This window comes from Streptomyces sp. NPDC055189 (genome assembly GCF_053606765.1).
Map to the genome: position 1 here is coordinate 1 of NZ_JBSGSG010000105.1, position 16,946 is coordinate 16,946.

The window sequence follows — 16,946 nt, forward strand, 5'->3', positions numbered from 1 at the left end:
TACTGCAGGGGGGACCCTGTGGGAGAGTAGGACGCCGCCGAACTATTATTACGGGAAACCCCCGCACCCTCTGGGTGCGGGGGTTTTCTGCGTTCAGGATCTTTAATCCTTGTTCCATTTGAGGCCCCTCTTCGGGGCCTTTTTCTATTTCAGTCAGAGGCGGCCGGCTGCCTTGAGGGACAGGTAGGCGTCTGCCAGGGCGGGGGCCAGGTTCGTGGGGGTCGCGTCCACGACCGTGACGCCGTGCCGGATCAGTTGTTCTGCCGTGCGGTGGCGTTCTGTGTGCGCCTGGGCTGCGGCAGCCGCGTCGTACACGGCCTCTGTTGTTCCGCGGGACTTGGCCATCTGCTCTATGTGAGGGTCGGCCACCGATGCGAGGAGGACTGTGTGGCGCTGGGTGAGTCGGGAGAGTACGGGGAGCAGGCCCTCTTCGATGGGGGCTGCGTCGAGGCTGGTCAGCAGCACGATCAATGAGCTGCGGGTCGCTGTGCGGAGGGCTGTTGAGGTCAGGCCTCTGGCGTCTGTCTCGACGAGTTCCGGTTCGAGGGTGGCCAGGGCGTTGACGACTGAGGGGAGGACGTCACCTGCTGCTTTGCCCTGGACCAGGGCGCGTACCCGGCGGTCGTATGCGAGGAGGTCCACCCGGTCCCCCGCTCGGGAGGCCAGGGCCGCGAGGAGCAGGGCCGCGTCCATCGATGCGTCGAGGCGTGGGGCGTCGCCGACGCGGCCTGCCGAGGTGCGGCCGGTATCGAGGACGAGCAGGATGTGGCGGTCGCGTTCGGGGCGCCAGGTGCGGATGGCGACGTTGGACTGGCGGGCGGTTGCGCGCCAGTCGATGGAGCGGGTGTCGTCGCCGGGGACGTAGTCGCGGAGGCTGTCGAATTCTGTGCCCTGGCCGCGGGTCAGGACGCTGGTTCGGCCGTCGAGTTCACGTAGGCGGGCCAGTTTGGACGGGAGATGCTTGCGGCTGGTGAAGGGCGGCAGGACGCGGAGTGTCCACGGGACTTTGTGGCTGCCCTGGCGGGTGAGAAGGCCCAGGGGTCCGTACGAGCGGATGGTGACGCGGTCCGCTTGGTGGTCGCCCCGGCGGGTGGGGCGCAGGCGGGTGGTGAGGCGCCGGCGTTCGCCGGGAGGGATCGTCAGGCGGTGGCGGGATGCCTCGATCTCGGTGCCGGGCTGCCAGCTGCTCGGGGGCCAGGCGTCGCGGAGTTGGGCGCGCAGGGGGCGGCCCGAGGGGTTGGTGACGGTCAGTTCGACGTCTGCGGATTCGCCGAGCCGTACGGAGGTGTCGCCCGCGCGGGTCAGGCCCAGGCGGCGTACGGGAGCGGCCAGGGCGAAGTCGCAGGCGCAGGCCAGGGCCAGTGGGGCGTTCACGGCGAGGATGCCTGTCCAGCTGGGGTCCCAGATGCCCACGGGGAGGCTGCCGAGGGCCGCCAGGAGGGCTGTGCGGCCGGTGAGGGCCATCAGCGGGGGACCTGGACGTGGGCGAGGATCGCGTTGATGACCGAGTCGGCCGTCACGCCCTCCATCTCGGCCTCCGGGCGGAGTTGGACCCGGTGGCGGAGGGTGGGCAGGGCGAGGGCTTTCACGTCGTCGGGGATGACGTAGTCGCGGCCCGTCAGCCAGGCCCAGGCGCGGGCAGTGGAGAGCAGGGCGGTCGCGCCGCGGGGGGAAGCGCCCAGGGTGAGGGACGGGGATTCGCGTGTGGCGCGGCAGATGTCCACTACGTAGGCGGTGATTTCGGGGGAGACGGACGTCTTGGCGACTGCGGCGCGGGCCGCTTCCAGGTCGGAGGGGCCTGCCACGGGGCGGATGCCGGCGGCGTGCAGGTCGCGGGGGTTGAAGCCTTCCGCGTGGCGGGTGAGGACGTTGATCTCGTCCTGGCGGGAGGGGAGGGGGACCGTGAGCTTGAGGAGGAAACGATCCAGCTGGGCTTCGGGGAGTGGGTACGTGCCTTCGTACTCGACGGGGTTCTGGGTGGCCGCGACGAGGAAGGGCTCCGGGAGCGGGCGCGGGGTGCCGTCGACCGTGACCTGTCGTTCCTCCATCGCTTCGAGGAGGGAGGACTGGGTCTTGGGCGGGGTGCGGTTGATCTCGTCGGCGAGCAGGAGGTTGGTGAAGACCGGGCCGGGCTGGAACGAGAACTCGGTGGTGCGGGCGTCGTAGATGAGCGAGCCGGTGACGTCGCTCGGCATCAGGTCGGGGGTGAACTGGACGCGCTTGGTGTCGAGTTCGAGGGATGCGGCGAGGGCGCGGACGAGGAGGGTTTTCGCGACTCCGGGTACGCCTTCGAGGAGGACGTGGCCGCGGCAGAGGAGGGCCACGACGAGGCCCGTCACCGCGGGGTCCTGGCCGACCACGGCCTTGGAGATCTCGGTGCGCAGGGACTCCAGGGAGGAGCGAGCGCTGCCGGAGGTTCCGGAGTTCTCGGCGTTGTCAGTGGTCGGGTCCATCATGAAGTACGTACCTCTTTTTCGAGGGCGTCGAGTCGGTCGGCGAGGGTGATGAGGGCTGCGTCGTTGCCCGGGGGCGGGCCGAAGAGGAGGGGGTGCAGGTCCTGGCCGGGGGTGCGGAGCCTGGTGGACAGGGCGGGGAGCAGGGTCTCGGGCGCGTGCGCCTGGCCGGGGGATACACCGATGAGGGGGGCGATGCGGGTGCGGGTGGCCGAGCGGAGGGCGGCGGCCGCGCGGTCGCGGGCGTTCGCCTTGCGGTAGAGGCGGGCTCGGCCTTCGACGGTCTCGGAGGCGCGGATGGCCACGGGGAGGCGTTCGGGGACCAGCGGGCCGAGGCGGCGGGCGCGCCACAGGGCGGCGAGAGCGGCGGCGATGGTGAGTTGCAGGGTGCCCCAGAGCCAGCCGTCGGGGATCAGGTCGAAGAAGTCGCGGTCGGCTTCGTCGGCAGCGGCGTCATCGGAGAGGGACGGGAGGTACCAGACCAAGTGGGCTCGGGAGCCGAGGAGTTGCAGGGCCAGTGAGGCGTTGCCCTGCTTGTCGAGGCGGTCGTTGAAGAGGATGTCGGGGGCGCCGAGTACGACGGTGTCGCCGCCGCCCTTGGCCGCGGGGAGGTGCAGGAGGCTGGGCAGGCCGTCGCTGAGGTAGCAGGCTTCGGCGTCCGGAGCGAGGGTGTCGTAGCGGAGGCCGCCCACGTCGGCGGAGCCTGCGCGTTCGGCTGCGGGGAGGGAGCAGCGGGGGGAGAGCGTCGAGTCGAGGCTGGGGGTGGCGTCCGCGGTGACCCCGGGTGCGAGGGTGCTGACCGATGGGGTGCCGGGGGCGACGAGGACGGTGCGGCCCCGGGAGTCCTCGGTGGCCGTGCGGAGGCGCTTCTGCTGGCTCTTGGTGAGGCGGTCGGGGGCGGCCACCAGGAGCGTGGTGTCCGGGCCTGCCGCGGCTCTGGCTTCTTCGGAAGTGGTGACCACGCGGGTGGATACGCCTCGGTCGGCGAGGAGTTCGGCGACGGCGCGGCTGCCGTAGGGGTCGGCGGCGCGCGGGTCGAGGCGGCCGTGCTGGCCGCCTGAGCGGACGGCCGCGATGGCGATGGCGGCTGCCAGGACGAGCACAAGAGCGAGGAGGAGGCCGCGGGTTCGGGTCCAGAGTTGGCGGGGGGTGGTGCTGGACGAGGTGGGCGAGGAGGCGGGCCCGGATTCGGGCGCAGTCGTCCGCTGGGTGGTGGTCCGCGGGGTGGTGGCTTCGGGGGTGCCGGTTTTGAGGGTGCCGGTTTCGGCACCGGGTTCGGGGCTGCTGAGAAGGCCGACCTCGGTCCGGGCTTCGGTGGCGTGCCCGATTGCTTCGGTTCGGTGCTCGGTCAAGGGAGTTCCGGCATTGGCCCCTGGTCCGGTCGTGGCTTCGGGGATGCCGGTGCCGTTAGTGCCGGCTTCGTGGTGGGGGACGTTGCCGGGGCCGGGCGCTGTGTTGGCGTCCGTGCCGGGTTCCGGGGTGGGGTTCGTGGGGTCCTGGGAGGGGGTCAACGAGGGGCTCCCTCATGGGTGAGGGTTGGCCGCGTTCGGGTCAGGGCCTCGTCCAGGGCGGTCAGGCGGTCGTACGTCGGTTCCGTTGCCGTGCGGGCGCCGTATGTGACGGCGTCGAAGGACTGGGCCGCCTTGTGGAGTTCGGCGGTGTGGGCCGGGAGGGTGCGCGAGGCTTCCGCTGCTGCTTCGTCCGCCGTGCGACCGGGGCGGGGGTCCAGGAGGGCGCGTTCCTCCAGGGAGCGGACTATGGCGCGCATGCGCTCCTGGACGGCTTGGTTCCAGTGGCCGCGGGCGGCATGGGCCTCGGCGGTGGCGCGGTGTTCCGCTGCGGTGCGCGGGCGGGCGTCGAAGAGGGCGGGGGCTGACGTGGGGGCGCGGTGCGGGGTGCCGAGGCGCCACCACAGCAACCCGATGAGGGCCAGTACGGCGATGACGATGACCAGGAGGCCGAGGCCGCCGCCCGGGGTTGCCCCCGAGGCGGCGGTGAACAGGTCGTCGACCCAGTCCCAGAAGCGGTTCAGGGCGCGCTGCAGGAGGCTCGGGTCGTTCTCGTGGTACGGCGGTTTGGAGAGTTCGCGCTCGGCGGCCTCCCGTGCGGGGTCGCGCGGGATCGTCACCGGTGGGGTGTCGTCGCCGGTGCGTCGTACGAGTGGTGCGACTGCTCTCGATCCGTGCAGTACTGCCCCCGTCACCGCATCAGCTCCCGGGGGTTCCGGGGGCGTTGGAGCCGCCGGTGCCCTGGAGGCCCGCGGCGCGCGCGAGTTCGAGGTCGAGGGCCTCGCGGCGGATCCGCTGGTCGACGTACAGGAGGACGGTGACTCCCGCGGTGATCGGGAACGTGAGCATCGAGCCGATGACCGAGCCGATGCCGCTGACGATCAGGAAGGTCCAGCCGAGGTCGCCGGTGCCGCTGTCGAGGAGGCCGGTGACGCCGTCGCCGCTCACCGCGCCCGCGATGAGGGTGAAGGGGATGACGATGATCGACGCGACTACGTTGGCGATGACCGCGGCGAGCAGCTGGATGCCGAACACCCGCCACCAGGAGCCGCGGACCAGCTTCGCGGAGCGGGTCATCGACTTCTTCACGCCCTGCTTCTCCAGCATCAGGGCGGGCGAGGCGAGCGAGAAGCGGACGAGCAGCCAGATGGCGACGACACCGGCGGCGAATCCGCCGAGCACGGCGAGGCTGATGCCGGCGTCGGACGAGCCGGCCACGGCGATCAGTACGCCGGGCACGGTTCCGGCGGCGACGATCGCGGCGCCGATGAGCGGAAGCAGCAGCGTCAGGCCGACCAGCCTCGGCAGCTGGGGCTTGGCGTCCTGCCAGGCCTCGGCCGTGGTGACCGACTTGCCGAGCACCGCACGGCTGGTGACCATCGTGAGCAGGGCGGTGGCCACGATCGTGCCGAGCAGGGTGATCAGCAGGACCACGCCGGAGCTCAGCAGGGTGTCACCGAGGGCACGGGTCAGTTCGCCGACGGTCGCGCTCGGGTCGTCGAGGGCTTCCGTGCTCGCGCTGTCGTTGAGGACGAGTCCCTGGAGCAGGATGACGACGATCTCCGTGAACACGGCCACGGCAAGCGAGATGCCGAGCACCGTGCGCCAGTACGTACGCATCGTGGAGACCGCGCCGTCCAGGATCTCGCCGACGCCGAGCGGGCGCAGCGGGATGACGCCGGGCTTGGCGGCGGCCGGCGGGCCCTGCCAGGCACCCCAGCCGGGGTAGCCGCCAGGACCGCCGGGACCGCCGGGGCCGGGGCGTCCGCCGCCCCAGCCGCCGCCGGGCGGAGGTGGCGGCGGAGGCGGGGTCTGGCCGGGTGGCGGCGGGCTGGGGGCGGACCACTGGGCGGGCGGCGGCTGCTCCTTGGACCACTTCGAGGGCGGTCCTTCGGGCTTGGCCCCGGGCTCGGCGGGCCCGGCCTTGCCGGAGTCCTGTCCGTCCTGTCCGTCGGAGGGGGCAGATCCGGGCGAAGCCCAGCCCGGAGTGTCGTTCATCGTCGCTCCTTCACGGTGCCCGTCCGCGGTCGCGGCGGCCGGTGGCAGCCATCGTGCCACGGCACACCCTTGGGGTGACCGGGCAGCGTATGGGCTGCACACCTTCAATTGTCCGACAGGTACGGGGCAGACTGGGCGGATGGCTGATCAGTTTGCGCAATCAGGCGAGGACATACGGCCCACACAGACCCCGACGAGTTCAGCGAACCCGGTGCATGACCTGGTGCATGACCCGGTACACGGCCCGGTGAAAGAGGGCACCCCGGCGATCCCCGCGATCCGCTGGGCCGAGCCACCGGAGGGCCCCGTACTGGTCCTCCTCGACCAGACCAGGCTGCCCGGTGAGGAGACGGAGCTTGTCTGCACGGACGCGCCCGCCCTCGTGCAGGCGATCCGCACGCTGGCGGTGCGCGGGGCGCCGCTGCTCGGCATAGCGGGTGCGTACGGCGTCGCGCTGGCGGCCGCACGCGGCTTCGACGTGGACGAGGCGGCGGTCGCGATCGCGGGGGCCCGGCCCACCGCGGTCAACCTCGGCTACGGCGTACGCAGGGCCCTGGCGGCATACCGCTCGGCGGTCGTGGGCGGGGCCGGCCGGGAGGAGGCGGGGGCCGCGGCTCTGGCGGCCGCCAGGGCGCTGCACCGGGAGGACGCCGAGGCCAGCGCGCGGATGGCGGTGCACGGTCTCGCGCTGCTCGACGAGATGCTGCCGGGCGGCGGACACCGGATTCTCACGCACTGCAACACCGGGGCACTGGTCTCCGGGGGCGAGGGCACGGCGTTCGCGGTGGCCCTGGCCGCGCACCGGGAGGGGCGTCTTCGCAGGCTGTGGGTGGACGAGACGCGTCCCTTGCTGCAGGGTTCGAGGCTGACCGCGTATGAGGCGGCGCGGAGCGGAATGGCGTACACCTTGCTTACGGACAGCGCGGCGGGATCGCTGTTCGCGGCGGGTGAGGTGGATGCCGTACTGATCGGCGCCGACCGCATCGCGGCCGACGGTTCGGTGGCGAACAAGGTGGGGAGCTATCCGCTCGCGGTCCTTGCCCGCTACCACCACGTTCCGTTCGTCGTGGTGGCACCGGTCACGACCGTTGACCCGGACACCCCGGACGGAGCGTCCATCGAGGTGGAGCAGCGGGCTGGTCATGAAGTGACGGAGGTCACGGCACCCTATGTGCCGATGGCCGGATTTGAAGCGGGAGGCGGGATCGCGGTGGCACCTCTGGGGACCCAGGCGTACAACCCCGCCTTCGATGTGACGCCTCCGGAACTGGTGACGGCGATCGTCACCGAGGAGGGCGTCGTGTCGCCCGTGACAGCAGGGGGCCTGGGCGAGCTGTGTGCCAGGTCACGCCAGGTATCGATGAGCTAATGGGATGATGTCAGGCATGAAGGGACGAGTCCTTGTCGTCGACGACGACACCGCACTGGCCGAGATGCTCGGGATTGTGCTGCGTGGTGAAGGTTTTGAGCCGTCGTTCGTAGCTGATGGCGACAAGGCGCTGGCCGCTTTCAGGGAGGCAAAGCCGGATCTTGTATTGCTGGATTTGATGTTGCCGGGCCGTGATGGCATCGAGGTGTGCCGCCTGATCAGGGCGGAGTCCGGGGTGCCCATCGTCATGCTCACGGCCAAGAGCGACACCGTGGACGTGGTGGTCGGTCTTGAGTCGGGTGCCGACGACTACATCGTGAAGCCCTTCAAGCCGAAGGAGCTCGTGGCCCGCATCAGGGCGCGGCTGCGGAGGTCCGAGGAGCCCGCGCCGGAGCAGCTGGCCATCGGTGACCTGGTCATCGACGTGGCGGGGCACTCCGTGAAGCGGGAGGGCCAGTCGATCGCGCTGACGCCCCTGGAGTTCGACCTCCTGGTGGCGCTTGCCCGCAAGCCGTGGCAGGTGTTCACGCGTGAGGTGCTCCTGGAGCAGGTCTGGGGCTACCGCCACGCGGCCGACACCCGTCTGGTGAACGTGCACGTCCAGCGGCTGCGCTCGAAGGTCGAGAAGGACCCCGAGCGCCCGGAGATCGTGGTGACCGTCCGTGGCGTCGGTTACAAGGCCGGACCGAGCTGACATGTCCCGGGACAGTTCCCCCGTACCGCCCGGGGCTCCGGGTGGCCGCTCGGGGCGGACTGGAGGACCGGGACGGCGCGGCTCCACGTTCGGGCGGCTCCTCGACGGCGGTCTGCTGTTGCAGGACGGGGTTCAGGGAAGCCCCGTCCTGCGGCTCCTCGCACGCTGGGTGCGGCGGCCGCTGCTGCCCGCGCTGCGGCTGTGGCGGCGCAATATCCAGCTGAAGGTCGTCGCGACGACGCTGCTCATGTCGCTCGGCGTTGTCCTGATGCTGGGTTTCGCGGTCCTGAGCTCGGTGAACAACGGCCTGCTCAAGGCCAAGGTGAAGGCTTCGCAGAGCCAGGCCGACGGTGGTTTCAGGGCCGCTCAGGACGAGGCGAACTCCGCCCGGCCGCGCTCCGGGCAGGACAGCGGCAGCGGCACCTCCGACGGAGGGGCCGCGCCGCCTGCCGCCGTATGGATGTCCGACCTGGTGGAGCAGCTCTCCAGCGGCGGTCAGAGCGCTTTCAACGTGGTGACGCTGAGCCCGACGTCCACGGGCGAAGTCAGTGTGCGCGGGCCGCGTGCCTCCGGGGGCGTGGACCCGATCCAGAGCGTGCCCGAGTCACTGCGCGACAGCGTCGACAAGGGCACCAGGGCCTATCAGAGCAATACCCGGATCGTCTTCAACGACGGCCGCGACGCACAGCCCGGTCTGGTCATCGGCAAGCGTCTGAACGACCTGAACGGCAAGCCCTACCAGCTGTACTACCTCTTCCCGCTGACGCAGGAGGAGGAGTCGCTCGGCGTCGTCAGGACGACGCTCGCCACCGCGGGGCTCTTCGTCGTGGTGCTGCTCGGCGCCATCGCCTGGCTGGTGGTGCGCCAGGTCGTCACTCCGGTACGGATGGCCGCGGGCATCGCCGAGCGGCTCTCCGCCGGGCGCCTCCAGGAACGTATGAAGGTCACCGGAGAGGACGACATCGCGCGCCTCGGCGAGGCCTTCAACAAGATGGCGCAGAACCTCACGCTGAAGATCCAGCAGCTGGAGGAGCTCTCGCGGATGCAGCGGCGGTTCGTCTCGGACGTCTCGCACGAGCTGCGGACACCGCTGACGACCGTACGGATGGCGGCCGATGTCATCCACGACGCGCGCGTGGACTTCGATCCGGTGACGGCGCGGTCGGCCGAGCTGCTCGCCGATCAGCTGGACCGGTTCGAGACGCTGCTCGCCGACCTGCTGGAGATCAGCCGGTTCGACGCGGGGGCGGCGGCCCTGGAGGCCGAGCCGATAGACCTTCGTGAGGTCGTACGACGGGTCGTGGGCGGCGCCGAGCCGCTCGCGGAGCGCAAGGGGACGCACGTCCGGATCGTCGGGGACCAGCAGCCCGTGGTGGCCGAGGCCGACGCGCGCCGTGTGGAGCGGGTCCTTCGCAACCTCGTGGTCAACGCCGTGGAGCACGGCGAGGGCCGGGACGTCGTGGTGCGGCTCGCGGTGGCGGGCGGCGCGGTCGCGGTCGCGGTGCGCGACTACGGAGTGGGGCTCAAGCCCGGCGAGGCGACCCGGGTGTTCAGCCGCTTCTGGCGGGCCGACCCGGCACGCGCGCGTACCACCGGTGGTACGGGTCTGGGGCTCTCCATCGCCCTGGAGGACGCACGGCTGCACGGCGGCTGGCTGCAGGCGTGGGGTGAGCCGGGCGGCGGTTCGCAGTTCCGTCTGACGCTTCCGCGTACGGCGGACGAGCCGCTGCGGGGGTCGCCGATACCGCTGGAGCCCGATGACTCGCGGCGCCACCGCGGCCTGAACGACGCCGGTCTTCCGCTCGGCGGCACGAACAAGCTCGCCACGGTGCCCGCGCAGCCCTCGGCCGCGGAGCGGGTGCCGCCGCCGGTCCCCGCGAGGGCGCCGATCGCGCCGCGGCTCGCACAGGCGTCGGCCACGGCCGACCCGACCGCGTTGCCGGGGAGCGGGTCGCGTGTCGTCCCGCGACGGCCGCTGGACGACGTGCCGGGGGGCGAGGAGCTGCGGGGCGAGGAGCCTGCCGGCCCCGCGTCCGAGGGGGCCACGTCGGACGGGCCCATGTCCGACGGGCCCACGTACGACAGTGCCCGGGGCGCCGGAGAACCGGTGACGGAAACGGATCCCGCCAGGGAAGGGGAGGCCTCTCGTGGGCGCTGACCATGATCGCCGCGCTCACGTTCACGCTCAGGCGTACCGGCGCTACCGGCGTCCGCTGCGGGCCGGTCTGCTGTTCGGCTGCTGCGGGGTGTTGCTCGCGGGCTGCGCCTCGATGCCCGACAGCGGGAACCTGAAGGCCGTCGACGCCTCCCAGCGGCCGGACTCGCAGTCGCAGGTCCGGGTCTACGCGATGCCGCCGGCCGACGACGCGGGCCCCAAGGAGATCGTCCAGGGGTTCCTTGAGGCGCTGACCAGCGACGATCCCGATTTCGCGATGGCGCGCAAGTATCTGACCAAGGAAGCGTCCAAGACCTGGGACCCGAGCGCGCGGACGACGGTGCTAGAGAGCGGGCCCAGCGAGGGTTCGGGCAGTGTCGGGGACGACGGGGAGAGCGGTCGTTCGTTCCCGCTGACCGGGCGGAAGGTCGCCACGGTCGACAAGGAGCACGCGTACCGGCTCGACGACGACGCGTACAACCAGGTCGTCCACCTCACCCAGCAGGACGGGCCCGACGGCAAGGAGTGGCGGATCGACGGGGTGCCGCCGGGGGTGGTGCTCGGGCAGTCCGACTTCCAGCGGATCTACTGGTCCGTCAACAAGTACTACTTCGCGACGCGTTCGGCCGGCTCGTCTGCCGGTTCGTCAGGTTCATCCGGTGCGTCCGGCGCCGGCCAGGAAGGGCTCGTCGCCGATCCCGTCTACATAAGGCAGCGAATAGACCCCGTGACGGAGTCCGTCAAGGCGCTGCTCGACGGCCCCACCACATGGCTCAAGCAGGTCGTGAACACACGTTTCCCGACGGGGACGCGGCTCAAGGCGGGCACCAAGACACTGGCGCCCGACGACCAGGGCAAGCTGACGGTGCCGCTGAACGCGAAGGCCGATCCGGCGAACCAGGAGCGGTGCACCGAGATGGCCGCGCAGATGCTCTTCACGCTCCAGGACCTGACGTCGTCCGGCGTCGAGGAGGTGGAGCTCCAGCGGCACAACGGTTCGCAGCTGTGCGTCCTGAGCAAGGACAGGGCGGAGTCCGTCGCCTCGCGCCGCACCGTGGACCGCCCCGACTACCAGTACCTCATCGACGACAAGCAGCGGCTTGTGCGGATGAGGGCCGGCTCCGGCAGCAATGCCGGTCTGGAGCCCGTGCGCGGAAAGCTGGGCAGTGGCGGGCAGCCGCTGCGCTCCGCGGCCGTGTCGCGTGACGAGGAGCGGGCGGCCGGGGTGTCGCTCGACGGGCGCTCGCTGTACATGGGGTCGCTGGTCTCGGAGGGGCCGCTCGGCAAGCCGGAGGTCCGCAGCAAGGCCAAGTCGGAGAAGGACGGTCTCTCCACTCCGAGCTGGGACGGCCGCGGCGACCTCTGGGTGGCGGACCGCGACCCGAAGCGGCCGCGACTGCTCTGGCTCGAGCAGGGCGCGGGGGAGCCGATGCCGGTCGAGATCGCGAACCTGGACGGACGCATCGAGGCGGTGCGGGTGTCGGCCGACGGTGTGCGGGTCGCGCTTCTGGTGAAGAAGGACGGCAAGACGTCCCTGAAGATCGGCCGCGTCGAGCGGACGGGAGCCAAGGGCGAGCAGCCGACCATCTCGGTGGCCGAACTGCGCAGGGCGGCACCGCAGATGGAGGAGGTCACCGCCATGTCGTGGGCGGGCGGCAGCCGCCTCGTGGTGGTCGGGCGCGAGTCCGGCGGCGTGCAGCAGATGCGGTACGTCCAGTGCGACGGCTCGATGCCCGAGAGCGCGACGCTGCCCGGCCTCACCGGCGTGAAGGAGATCGCGGCCTCCGAGGACGAGCGGCAGCCGCTGGTGGCGCACTCGGACGACGGGATCGTGCGGCTGCCCACGGGTGCGCAGTGGCAGACGGTGGTCAAGGAGGGATCGGCGCCGGTCTATCCGGGCTGACGTCAGTGTCCGGGCTTCCGCGCCAGGGCTGTCGTGGCTGTCAGGGCTGTCGGGGTTGTCGGGGGTGTCGGCTCGGGTCTGTCCGGGCTGAGGTGGCCCGGTCAACACTCCGCCCGTGCCGTGGAGTTGTCCACAGGCGGTTTTCCACAGGGGTGGCAGGGCCGCGCGCGGCTTGGCACAGTGGTGGGCATGCCGGGGTGGTGGCAGGACCTCACCGATCTGGTGCTGCCGGCCGAGTGCGGAGGCTGTGGCAGGCCTCGTACGGCGCTCTGCGCGCAGTGCGGCGACGCCCTGTGCGGTGCCGCGCCGTGCCGGGTGCGTCCCGATCCGCGGCCGGCGGGGCTGCCGGTGGTGCACGCGGCGGCCGCGTACGAGAGCGCGGTGCGGGCGGTGCTGCTCGCGCACAAGGAACGGGGTGCTCTGGGGCTCGCGGGGCCGCTGGGCGTGGCTCTGGCCGGGGCGGTGCGAGCGGGGCTGCGCGCGGGGCTGCGGGACGGCGGAGGTTCGGTGCGCGTGCGTGGTGACGCTGCGGTGAGCGGTGACGTCGTGGCAAGCGGTGGCCCGGCGGCAGGTGGTGACGCTGCGGTACTGCTCGTGCCCGTGCCGTCGGCTCGCGGGGCCGTGCGGGCGCGTGGGCACGATCCGGTGCGGCGGATCGCGCTGGCCGCGGCGGCCGAGCTGCGGCGGGGCGGGACGCGGGCCAGGGTGCTCTGCGTGCTGCGCCAGCGGCGTGCCGTGGCCGACCAGTCGGGCCTCAACTCCCGGCAGCGGCAGGTGAATCTGCAGGGCGCCCTGGAGGTGACCGCGGGTGGCGGGCGGCTGCTCGCGGGCGGCGGCCGGATCGTGATCGTGGACGACCTGATGACCACGGGCGCGTCCCTGGCGGAGGCGGCCCGCGCAATACGTGACGTACACACGGAAAGTAAAAAGCGCGGCGCGTTGGTAACAGCCCGTGAAATTGCGTGCGGGAACACGATCACTGCGGCTGTTGTCGCGTCCTCGCCGGATTCTTTCGGAATAAACCGGAACTGACAGGGAACTTGCATCGTTGCAGGTAGTGAGAGGGCTAATACACCTGAATGGAGGTATGCAGCGGTAGAGGGTGACGACATCCGTCCGGGCGAGATATCTTCAGTTGTGAGGAATGGCGGACGCCGACCCTCACATATCGGAATGCCGGTTGCCGGGTTTTTCTGCAAACACCGGGCCGGCCGGGGTGGAGATCTTGTTCGCGGGGGAGGAGGAGGTGGAAGTCACCGAGTCCGAGGCTCCGGGAGTCACCGGGGCCTGGTGCAAAAGGGAGATGCTCCGCCGCCGAAGCGGGGCGATCCGGGAACGGAGTTCTGCGTGGACATCGTCGTCAAGGGCCGCAAGACCGAGGTGCCCGAGCGGTTCCGCAAGCACGTGGCCGAGAAGCTGAACCTGGAGAAGATCCAGAAGCTCGACGGCAAGGTGATCAGCCTCGACGTCGAGGTGTCCAAGGAAACCAACCCGCGTCAGGCCGACCGCTGCGACCGCGTGGAGATCACACTCCGCGGGCGTGGACCCGTGATCCGCGCGGAGGCCTCGGCAGCCGATCCGTACGGCGCGCTCGACCTTGCCACGGCCAAGCTCGACGCACGGCTGCGCAAGCAGCACGAGAAGCGCCACAACCGGCGCGGCACCGGCAGGCTCAGTGCCGCCGAAGTGGCCGAGCGGGTGCCGGACGCGGCGACTCTCAACGGCGACGGCACCATCGCCCGTGACGAGGAGCCGGACGGCGTGCCCGTCAAGCGGATCGGCTCACTGGAGGTCCAGGGCGAAGGCCCGCTCGTGGTCCGCGAGAAGACGCACGTGGCGGCCCCGATGTCACTGGACCAGGCGCTCTACGAGATGGAACTCGTCGGGCACGACTTCTACTTGTTCGTCGACTCGGAGACGAAGGAACCGAGTGTCGTCTACCGGCGGCACGCCTACGACTACGGCGTCATCCGCCTCAACACCGACCCGATGGTCGCGCGGCCCGAGTCGGGCGGCGGGGGCGGTGCGCTCGGCGGCTGACCCCGGTCGGCCGAGGGATGAGACGGTGCCCCTGGAGCGCGTGCGCGCCCCCAGGGGCACCATCATGCGACCCCTGCGCGCAACGCGCGGCCGTCCGGGCATGAAATCATGGGCGGAGTCGGCCAACCGGTGTGCTGCTGCCCCGGGTTGGCGGCAGTCAACGCACAACGGGGCCATGGCCTTCAGGGGGAGGAACGATGGCGGACAGCTTCGGACCGATGCGGGATGAGGGTGCCGACCAGGGCATCGGCATCGGCACGGATGCGGGCGCATCCCGCAAGGAACCCATCAGGGTCCTTGTGGTGGACGACCACGCGCTCTTCCGCCGGGGACTGGAGATCGTCCTCGCCGCCGAGGAGGACATCCAGGTGGTCGGGGAGGCGGGCGACGGCGCCGAGGCGGTGGACAAGGCCGCTGACCTGCTGCCGGACATCATCCTCATGGACGTACGCATGCCCAAGCGCGGCGGCATCGAGGCGTGCACCTCCATCAAGGAGGTCGCGCCGAGCGCAAAGATCATCATGCTGACGATCAGCGACGAAGAGGCCGACCTCTACGATGCGATCAAGGCGGGCGCCACGGGCTATCTCCTCAAGGAGATCTCCACGGACGAGGTGGCGACGGCGATTCGCGCGGTGGCCGACGGGCAGTCGCAGATCAGCCCGTCCATGGCGTCGAAACTGCTCACCGAGTTCAAGTCGATGATCCAGCGCACCGACGAGCGCAGGCTGGTGCCCGCGCCGCGGCTGACCGACCGCGAGCTGGAAGTGCTGAAGCTGGTGGCCACGGGAATGAACAACCGCGACATCGCGAAAGAGTTGTTCATCTCCGAGAACACCGTGAAGAACCACGTGCGCAACATCCTGGAGAAGCTGCAGCTGCACTCCAGGATGGAGGCCGTCGTGTACGCGATGCGGGAGAAGATCCTCGAGATCAGGTGAGGCCAGGGCCCCGGATCGGCCCGGCTCAGCCCAGGGCGCGCACCAGCTCGGCGGCCAGCTCGGGGCGGTCCACCCGTTCCACCCGCACGGAATCGCAGCCGACCCAGGACGCCGCCTCGCGCAGTGCCTGAGCCACCGCGGGCACGGCCCTGGCGCCGTCCAGTGAAACCTGCTTGGCGACCAGCGTGCTGCCCTCGCGGGCGGGATCCACGCGGCCGACCAGGTGTCCGCCGGCCAGGACCGGCATCGCGAAATAGCCGTGGATCCGCTTCGGCTTGGGGACATACGCCTCCAGGCGGTGGGTGAAGCCGAAGATCCGCTCCGTGCGGGCCCGCTCCCAGATCAGGGAGTCGAAGGGCGAGAGAAGCGTCGTGCGGTGGCGGCCGCGCGGGGTGCTCTCCAGGGCCGCCGGGTCGGCCCAGGCGGGTTTGTCCCAGCCCTGCACCGTCACCGGGACCAGGCCCGACTCCGCGACCACCGCGTCGAACTGCTCGCCCTTGAGGCGGTGGTAGTCCGCGATGTCCGCACGGGTGCCGACGCCGAGCGACTGCCCTGCAAGACGGACCAGGCGGCGCAGGCACTCCGCGTCGTCCAGGTCGTCATGGAGCAGCGTGTCCGGGATCGCGCGCTCCGCGAGGTCGTACACCCGCTTCCAGCTGCGCCGCTCGGTGCAGACCACCTCGCCGTACATCAGCGCGCGCTCGACGGCGACCTTCGCGTCCGACCAGTCCCACCACTCGCCCTTGTTCTTCGCGCCGCCCAGTTCCGTGGCGGTGAGGGGGCCTTCGGCGGTGAGCTGCTTGATGACCGTGTCGTACGCCCCGTCGGGCAGGTCGTGGTGCCAGTGCGGGCGGGTGCGGTAGGCGCGGCGGCGGAAGGCGAAGTGCGGCCACTCCTCGATGGGCAGGATGCACGCGGCGTGCGACCAGTACTCGAAGGCGTGCGGGCGGGCGGGGCCGGTGCCCGTCGCCGGTCCGTCCCAGTACGCCGCCTCGACCTTGTCGCGGCCGACGGCGCCGAGACGGGCGTACGGAATGAGCTCGTGGGAGCGGGCCAGGACCGAGATCGTGTCGAGCTGGACCGCGCCGAGATGCCGCAGCACGCCCCGCACACCGGATCTGCGGTCCGGGGCGCCGAGGAACCCCTGGGCGCGGAGCGCGATGCGGCGGGCCTCGTCGGCGGAGAGGTCGATGGCGGGGCGCGGCAGGCTCGTCATGCCGGAAACGATAAAGGGCGGCACTGACAATGCAGCCGGCCTGCGTCGACGGGGAGAGGTCAGCCCGTGGCCGATTCCGTGGCCGATTCCCTGGCCGGCAGATACGGCTGGATCGACGGCAGGCCGAGGTCGCTCGGCAGCAGGGCGCCCACCCAGCAGTCACGGAGCGTGGTCTTGTTCAGGAGGGCGCCGCGCAGGGTGCCCTCGACGATGAAGCCCGTCTTCTCCGCCACCGCGCGCGAGCCCGTGTTGCCGACCTCGGCGCGCCACTCCAGGCGGGTGCAGCCCAAATCGGTGAAGGCCCACCTGGCCAGTTCCAGGACGATCTCCGTCATGTAGCCGCTGCCGCGGTACTCCTTCGCGGTCCAGAAGCCGACCTCCCAGGCGCCCGAGCGCGGGTGGTGCAGGCTGGCGGCGGCGACCAGGGGCCCGCCGCCCTTGGGACGTACGGCGAAGGTGTACTCCGTGTCGTAGCGCCAGCCGTCCGGCACCATCCGCATGACGAAGCCGGCCGCGTCCGCGTGCGCGTACGGCGAGGGGACCGTGGTCCAGCGCTGGATGTCGGGGTCCTGGCAGGCTTCGTACGTCTCGTCCGTGTCGGCGGGCGTGAAGGTGCGCAGGATCAGGCGTTCGGTGGTGAGGGTGACTGGCTCCATCCGGTGATTCTGC

13 protein-coding genes and 1 pseudogene are annotated in these 16,946 nt (G+C 71.1%); 7 read left to right on the forward strand and 7 right to left on the reverse strand.

Annotated elements, in window-relative coordinates; all coding sequences use genetic code 11:
• Positions 1-153: 153 nt before the first annotated feature.
• The 5 genes and pseudogenes from ACWFR3_RS41175 to ACWFR3_RS41195 all read right to left on the reverse strand — a co-directional run bounded on the left by ACWFR3_RS41175 (position 154) and on the right by ACWFR3_RS41195 (position 5,959).
• Positions 154-1,464, reverse strand: coding sequence for a DUF58 domain-containing protein (locus tag ACWFR3_RS41175; protein ID WP_453739842.1), 1,311 nt, complete (start codon positions 1,462-1,464; stop codon positions 154-156).
• Positions 1,464-2,456, reverse strand: a complete 993-nt coding sequence (locus ACWFR3_RS41180; RefSeq protein WP_453739843.1) for an AAA family ATPase — start codon at positions 2,454-2,456, stop codon at positions 1,464-1,466. Before ACWFR3_RS41180 ends, ACWFR3_RS41175 begins: the two co-directional genes overlap by 1 nt.
• A pseudogene (locus tag ACWFR3_RS41185) lies at positions 2,453-3,619 on the reverse strand (DUF4350 domain-containing protein); the annotation flags it as partial. The pseudogene ACWFR3_RS41185 and the gene ACWFR3_RS41180, both read right to left, overlap by 4 nt.
• A 341-nt stretch (positions 3,620-3,960) precedes the next feature.
• Positions 3,961-4,656: a DUF4129 domain-containing protein gene (locus ACWFR3_RS41190; RefSeq protein WP_453739844.1), complete on the reverse strand. Its 696-nt coding sequence runs from the start codon at positions 4,654-4,656 to the stop codon at positions 3,961-3,963.
• A gap of 4 nt (positions 4,657-4,660) precedes the next feature.
• Positions 4,661-5,959, reverse strand: a complete 1,299-nt coding sequence (locus tag ACWFR3_RS41195; RefSeq protein ID WP_453739845.1) for a glycerophosphoryl diester phosphodiesterase membrane domain-containing protein — start codon at positions 5,957-5,959, stop codon at positions 4,661-4,663.
• A 139-nt stretch (positions 5,960-6,098) separates the two neighbouring features.
• Here ACWFR3_RS41195 and mtnA point away from each other — a divergent pair, with 139 nt between their 5' ends.
• From mtnA to ACWFR3_RS41230, 7 genes are all read left to right on the forward strand, one after another.
• Positions 6,099-7,328, forward strand: coding sequence for an S-methyl-5-thioribose-1-phosphate isomerase (gene mtnA, locus ACWFR3_RS41200; protein WP_453739846.1), 1,230 nt, complete (start codon positions 6,099-6,101; stop codon positions 7,326-7,328).
• Between the two features lie 4 nt (positions 7,329-7,332).
• A complete protein-coding gene (gene mtrA, locus ACWFR3_RS41205; RefSeq protein WP_190080121.1) occupies positions 7,333-8,022 on the forward strand; it encodes a two-component system response regulator MtrA in 690 nt (229 codons plus the stop codon).
• 1 nt (position 8,023) lies between these two features.
• Positions 8,024-10,180 carry an MtrAB system histidine kinase MtrB gene (mtrB, locus tag ACWFR3_RS41210; protein ID WP_453739847.1) on the forward strand — a complete coding sequence of 719 codons (2,157 nt, stop codon included), beginning with the start codon at positions 8,024-8,026 and terminating at the stop codon, positions 10,178-10,180.
• A gap of 112 nt (positions 10,181-10,292) precedes the next feature.
• A complete protein-coding gene (locus ACWFR3_RS41215; protein ID WP_453739859.1) occupies positions 10,293-12,080 on the forward strand; it encodes an LpqB family beta-propeller domain-containing protein in 1,788 nt (595 codons plus the stop codon).
• A 189-nt stretch (positions 12,081-12,269) separates the two neighbouring features.
• The gene (locus tag ACWFR3_RS41220; protein ID WP_453739848.1) at positions 12,270-13,112 is read left to right on the forward strand and encodes a ComF family protein; all 843 of its coding nucleotides are present in this window, start codon (positions 12,270-12,272) and stop codon (positions 13,110-13,112) included.
• 315 nt (positions 13,113-13,427) lie between these two features.
• Positions 13,428-14,120, forward strand: a complete 693-nt coding sequence (hpf, locus tag ACWFR3_RS41225; protein WP_453739849.1) for a ribosome hibernation-promoting factor, HPF/YfiA family — start codon at positions 13,428-13,430, stop codon at positions 14,118-14,120.
• Positions 14,121-14,317: 197 nt separating this feature from the next.
• A complete protein-coding gene (locus ACWFR3_RS41230) occupies positions 14,318-15,061 on the forward strand; it encodes a response regulator (RefSeq protein WP_453739850.1) in 744 nt (247 codons plus the stop codon).
• 25 nt (positions 15,062-15,086) lie between these two features.
• On the opposite strand, the gene ACWFR3_RS41235 is transcribed toward ACWFR3_RS41230, so the two are convergent.
• Both ACWFR3_RS41235 and ACWFR3_RS41240 read right to left on the reverse strand, forming a co-directional pair.
• Positions 15,087-16,277, reverse strand: coding sequence for a winged helix-turn-helix domain-containing protein (locus tag ACWFR3_RS41235; RefSeq protein WP_453739851.1), 1,191 nt, complete (start codon positions 16,275-16,277; stop codon positions 15,087-15,089).
• 59 nt (positions 16,278-16,336) lie between these two features.
• A complete protein-coding gene (locus tag ACWFR3_RS41240) occupies positions 16,337-16,933 on the reverse strand; it encodes a GNAT family N-acetyltransferase (RefSeq protein ID WP_453739852.1) in 597 nt (198 codons plus the stop codon).
• Positions 16,934-16,946: the final 13 nt, after the last annotated feature.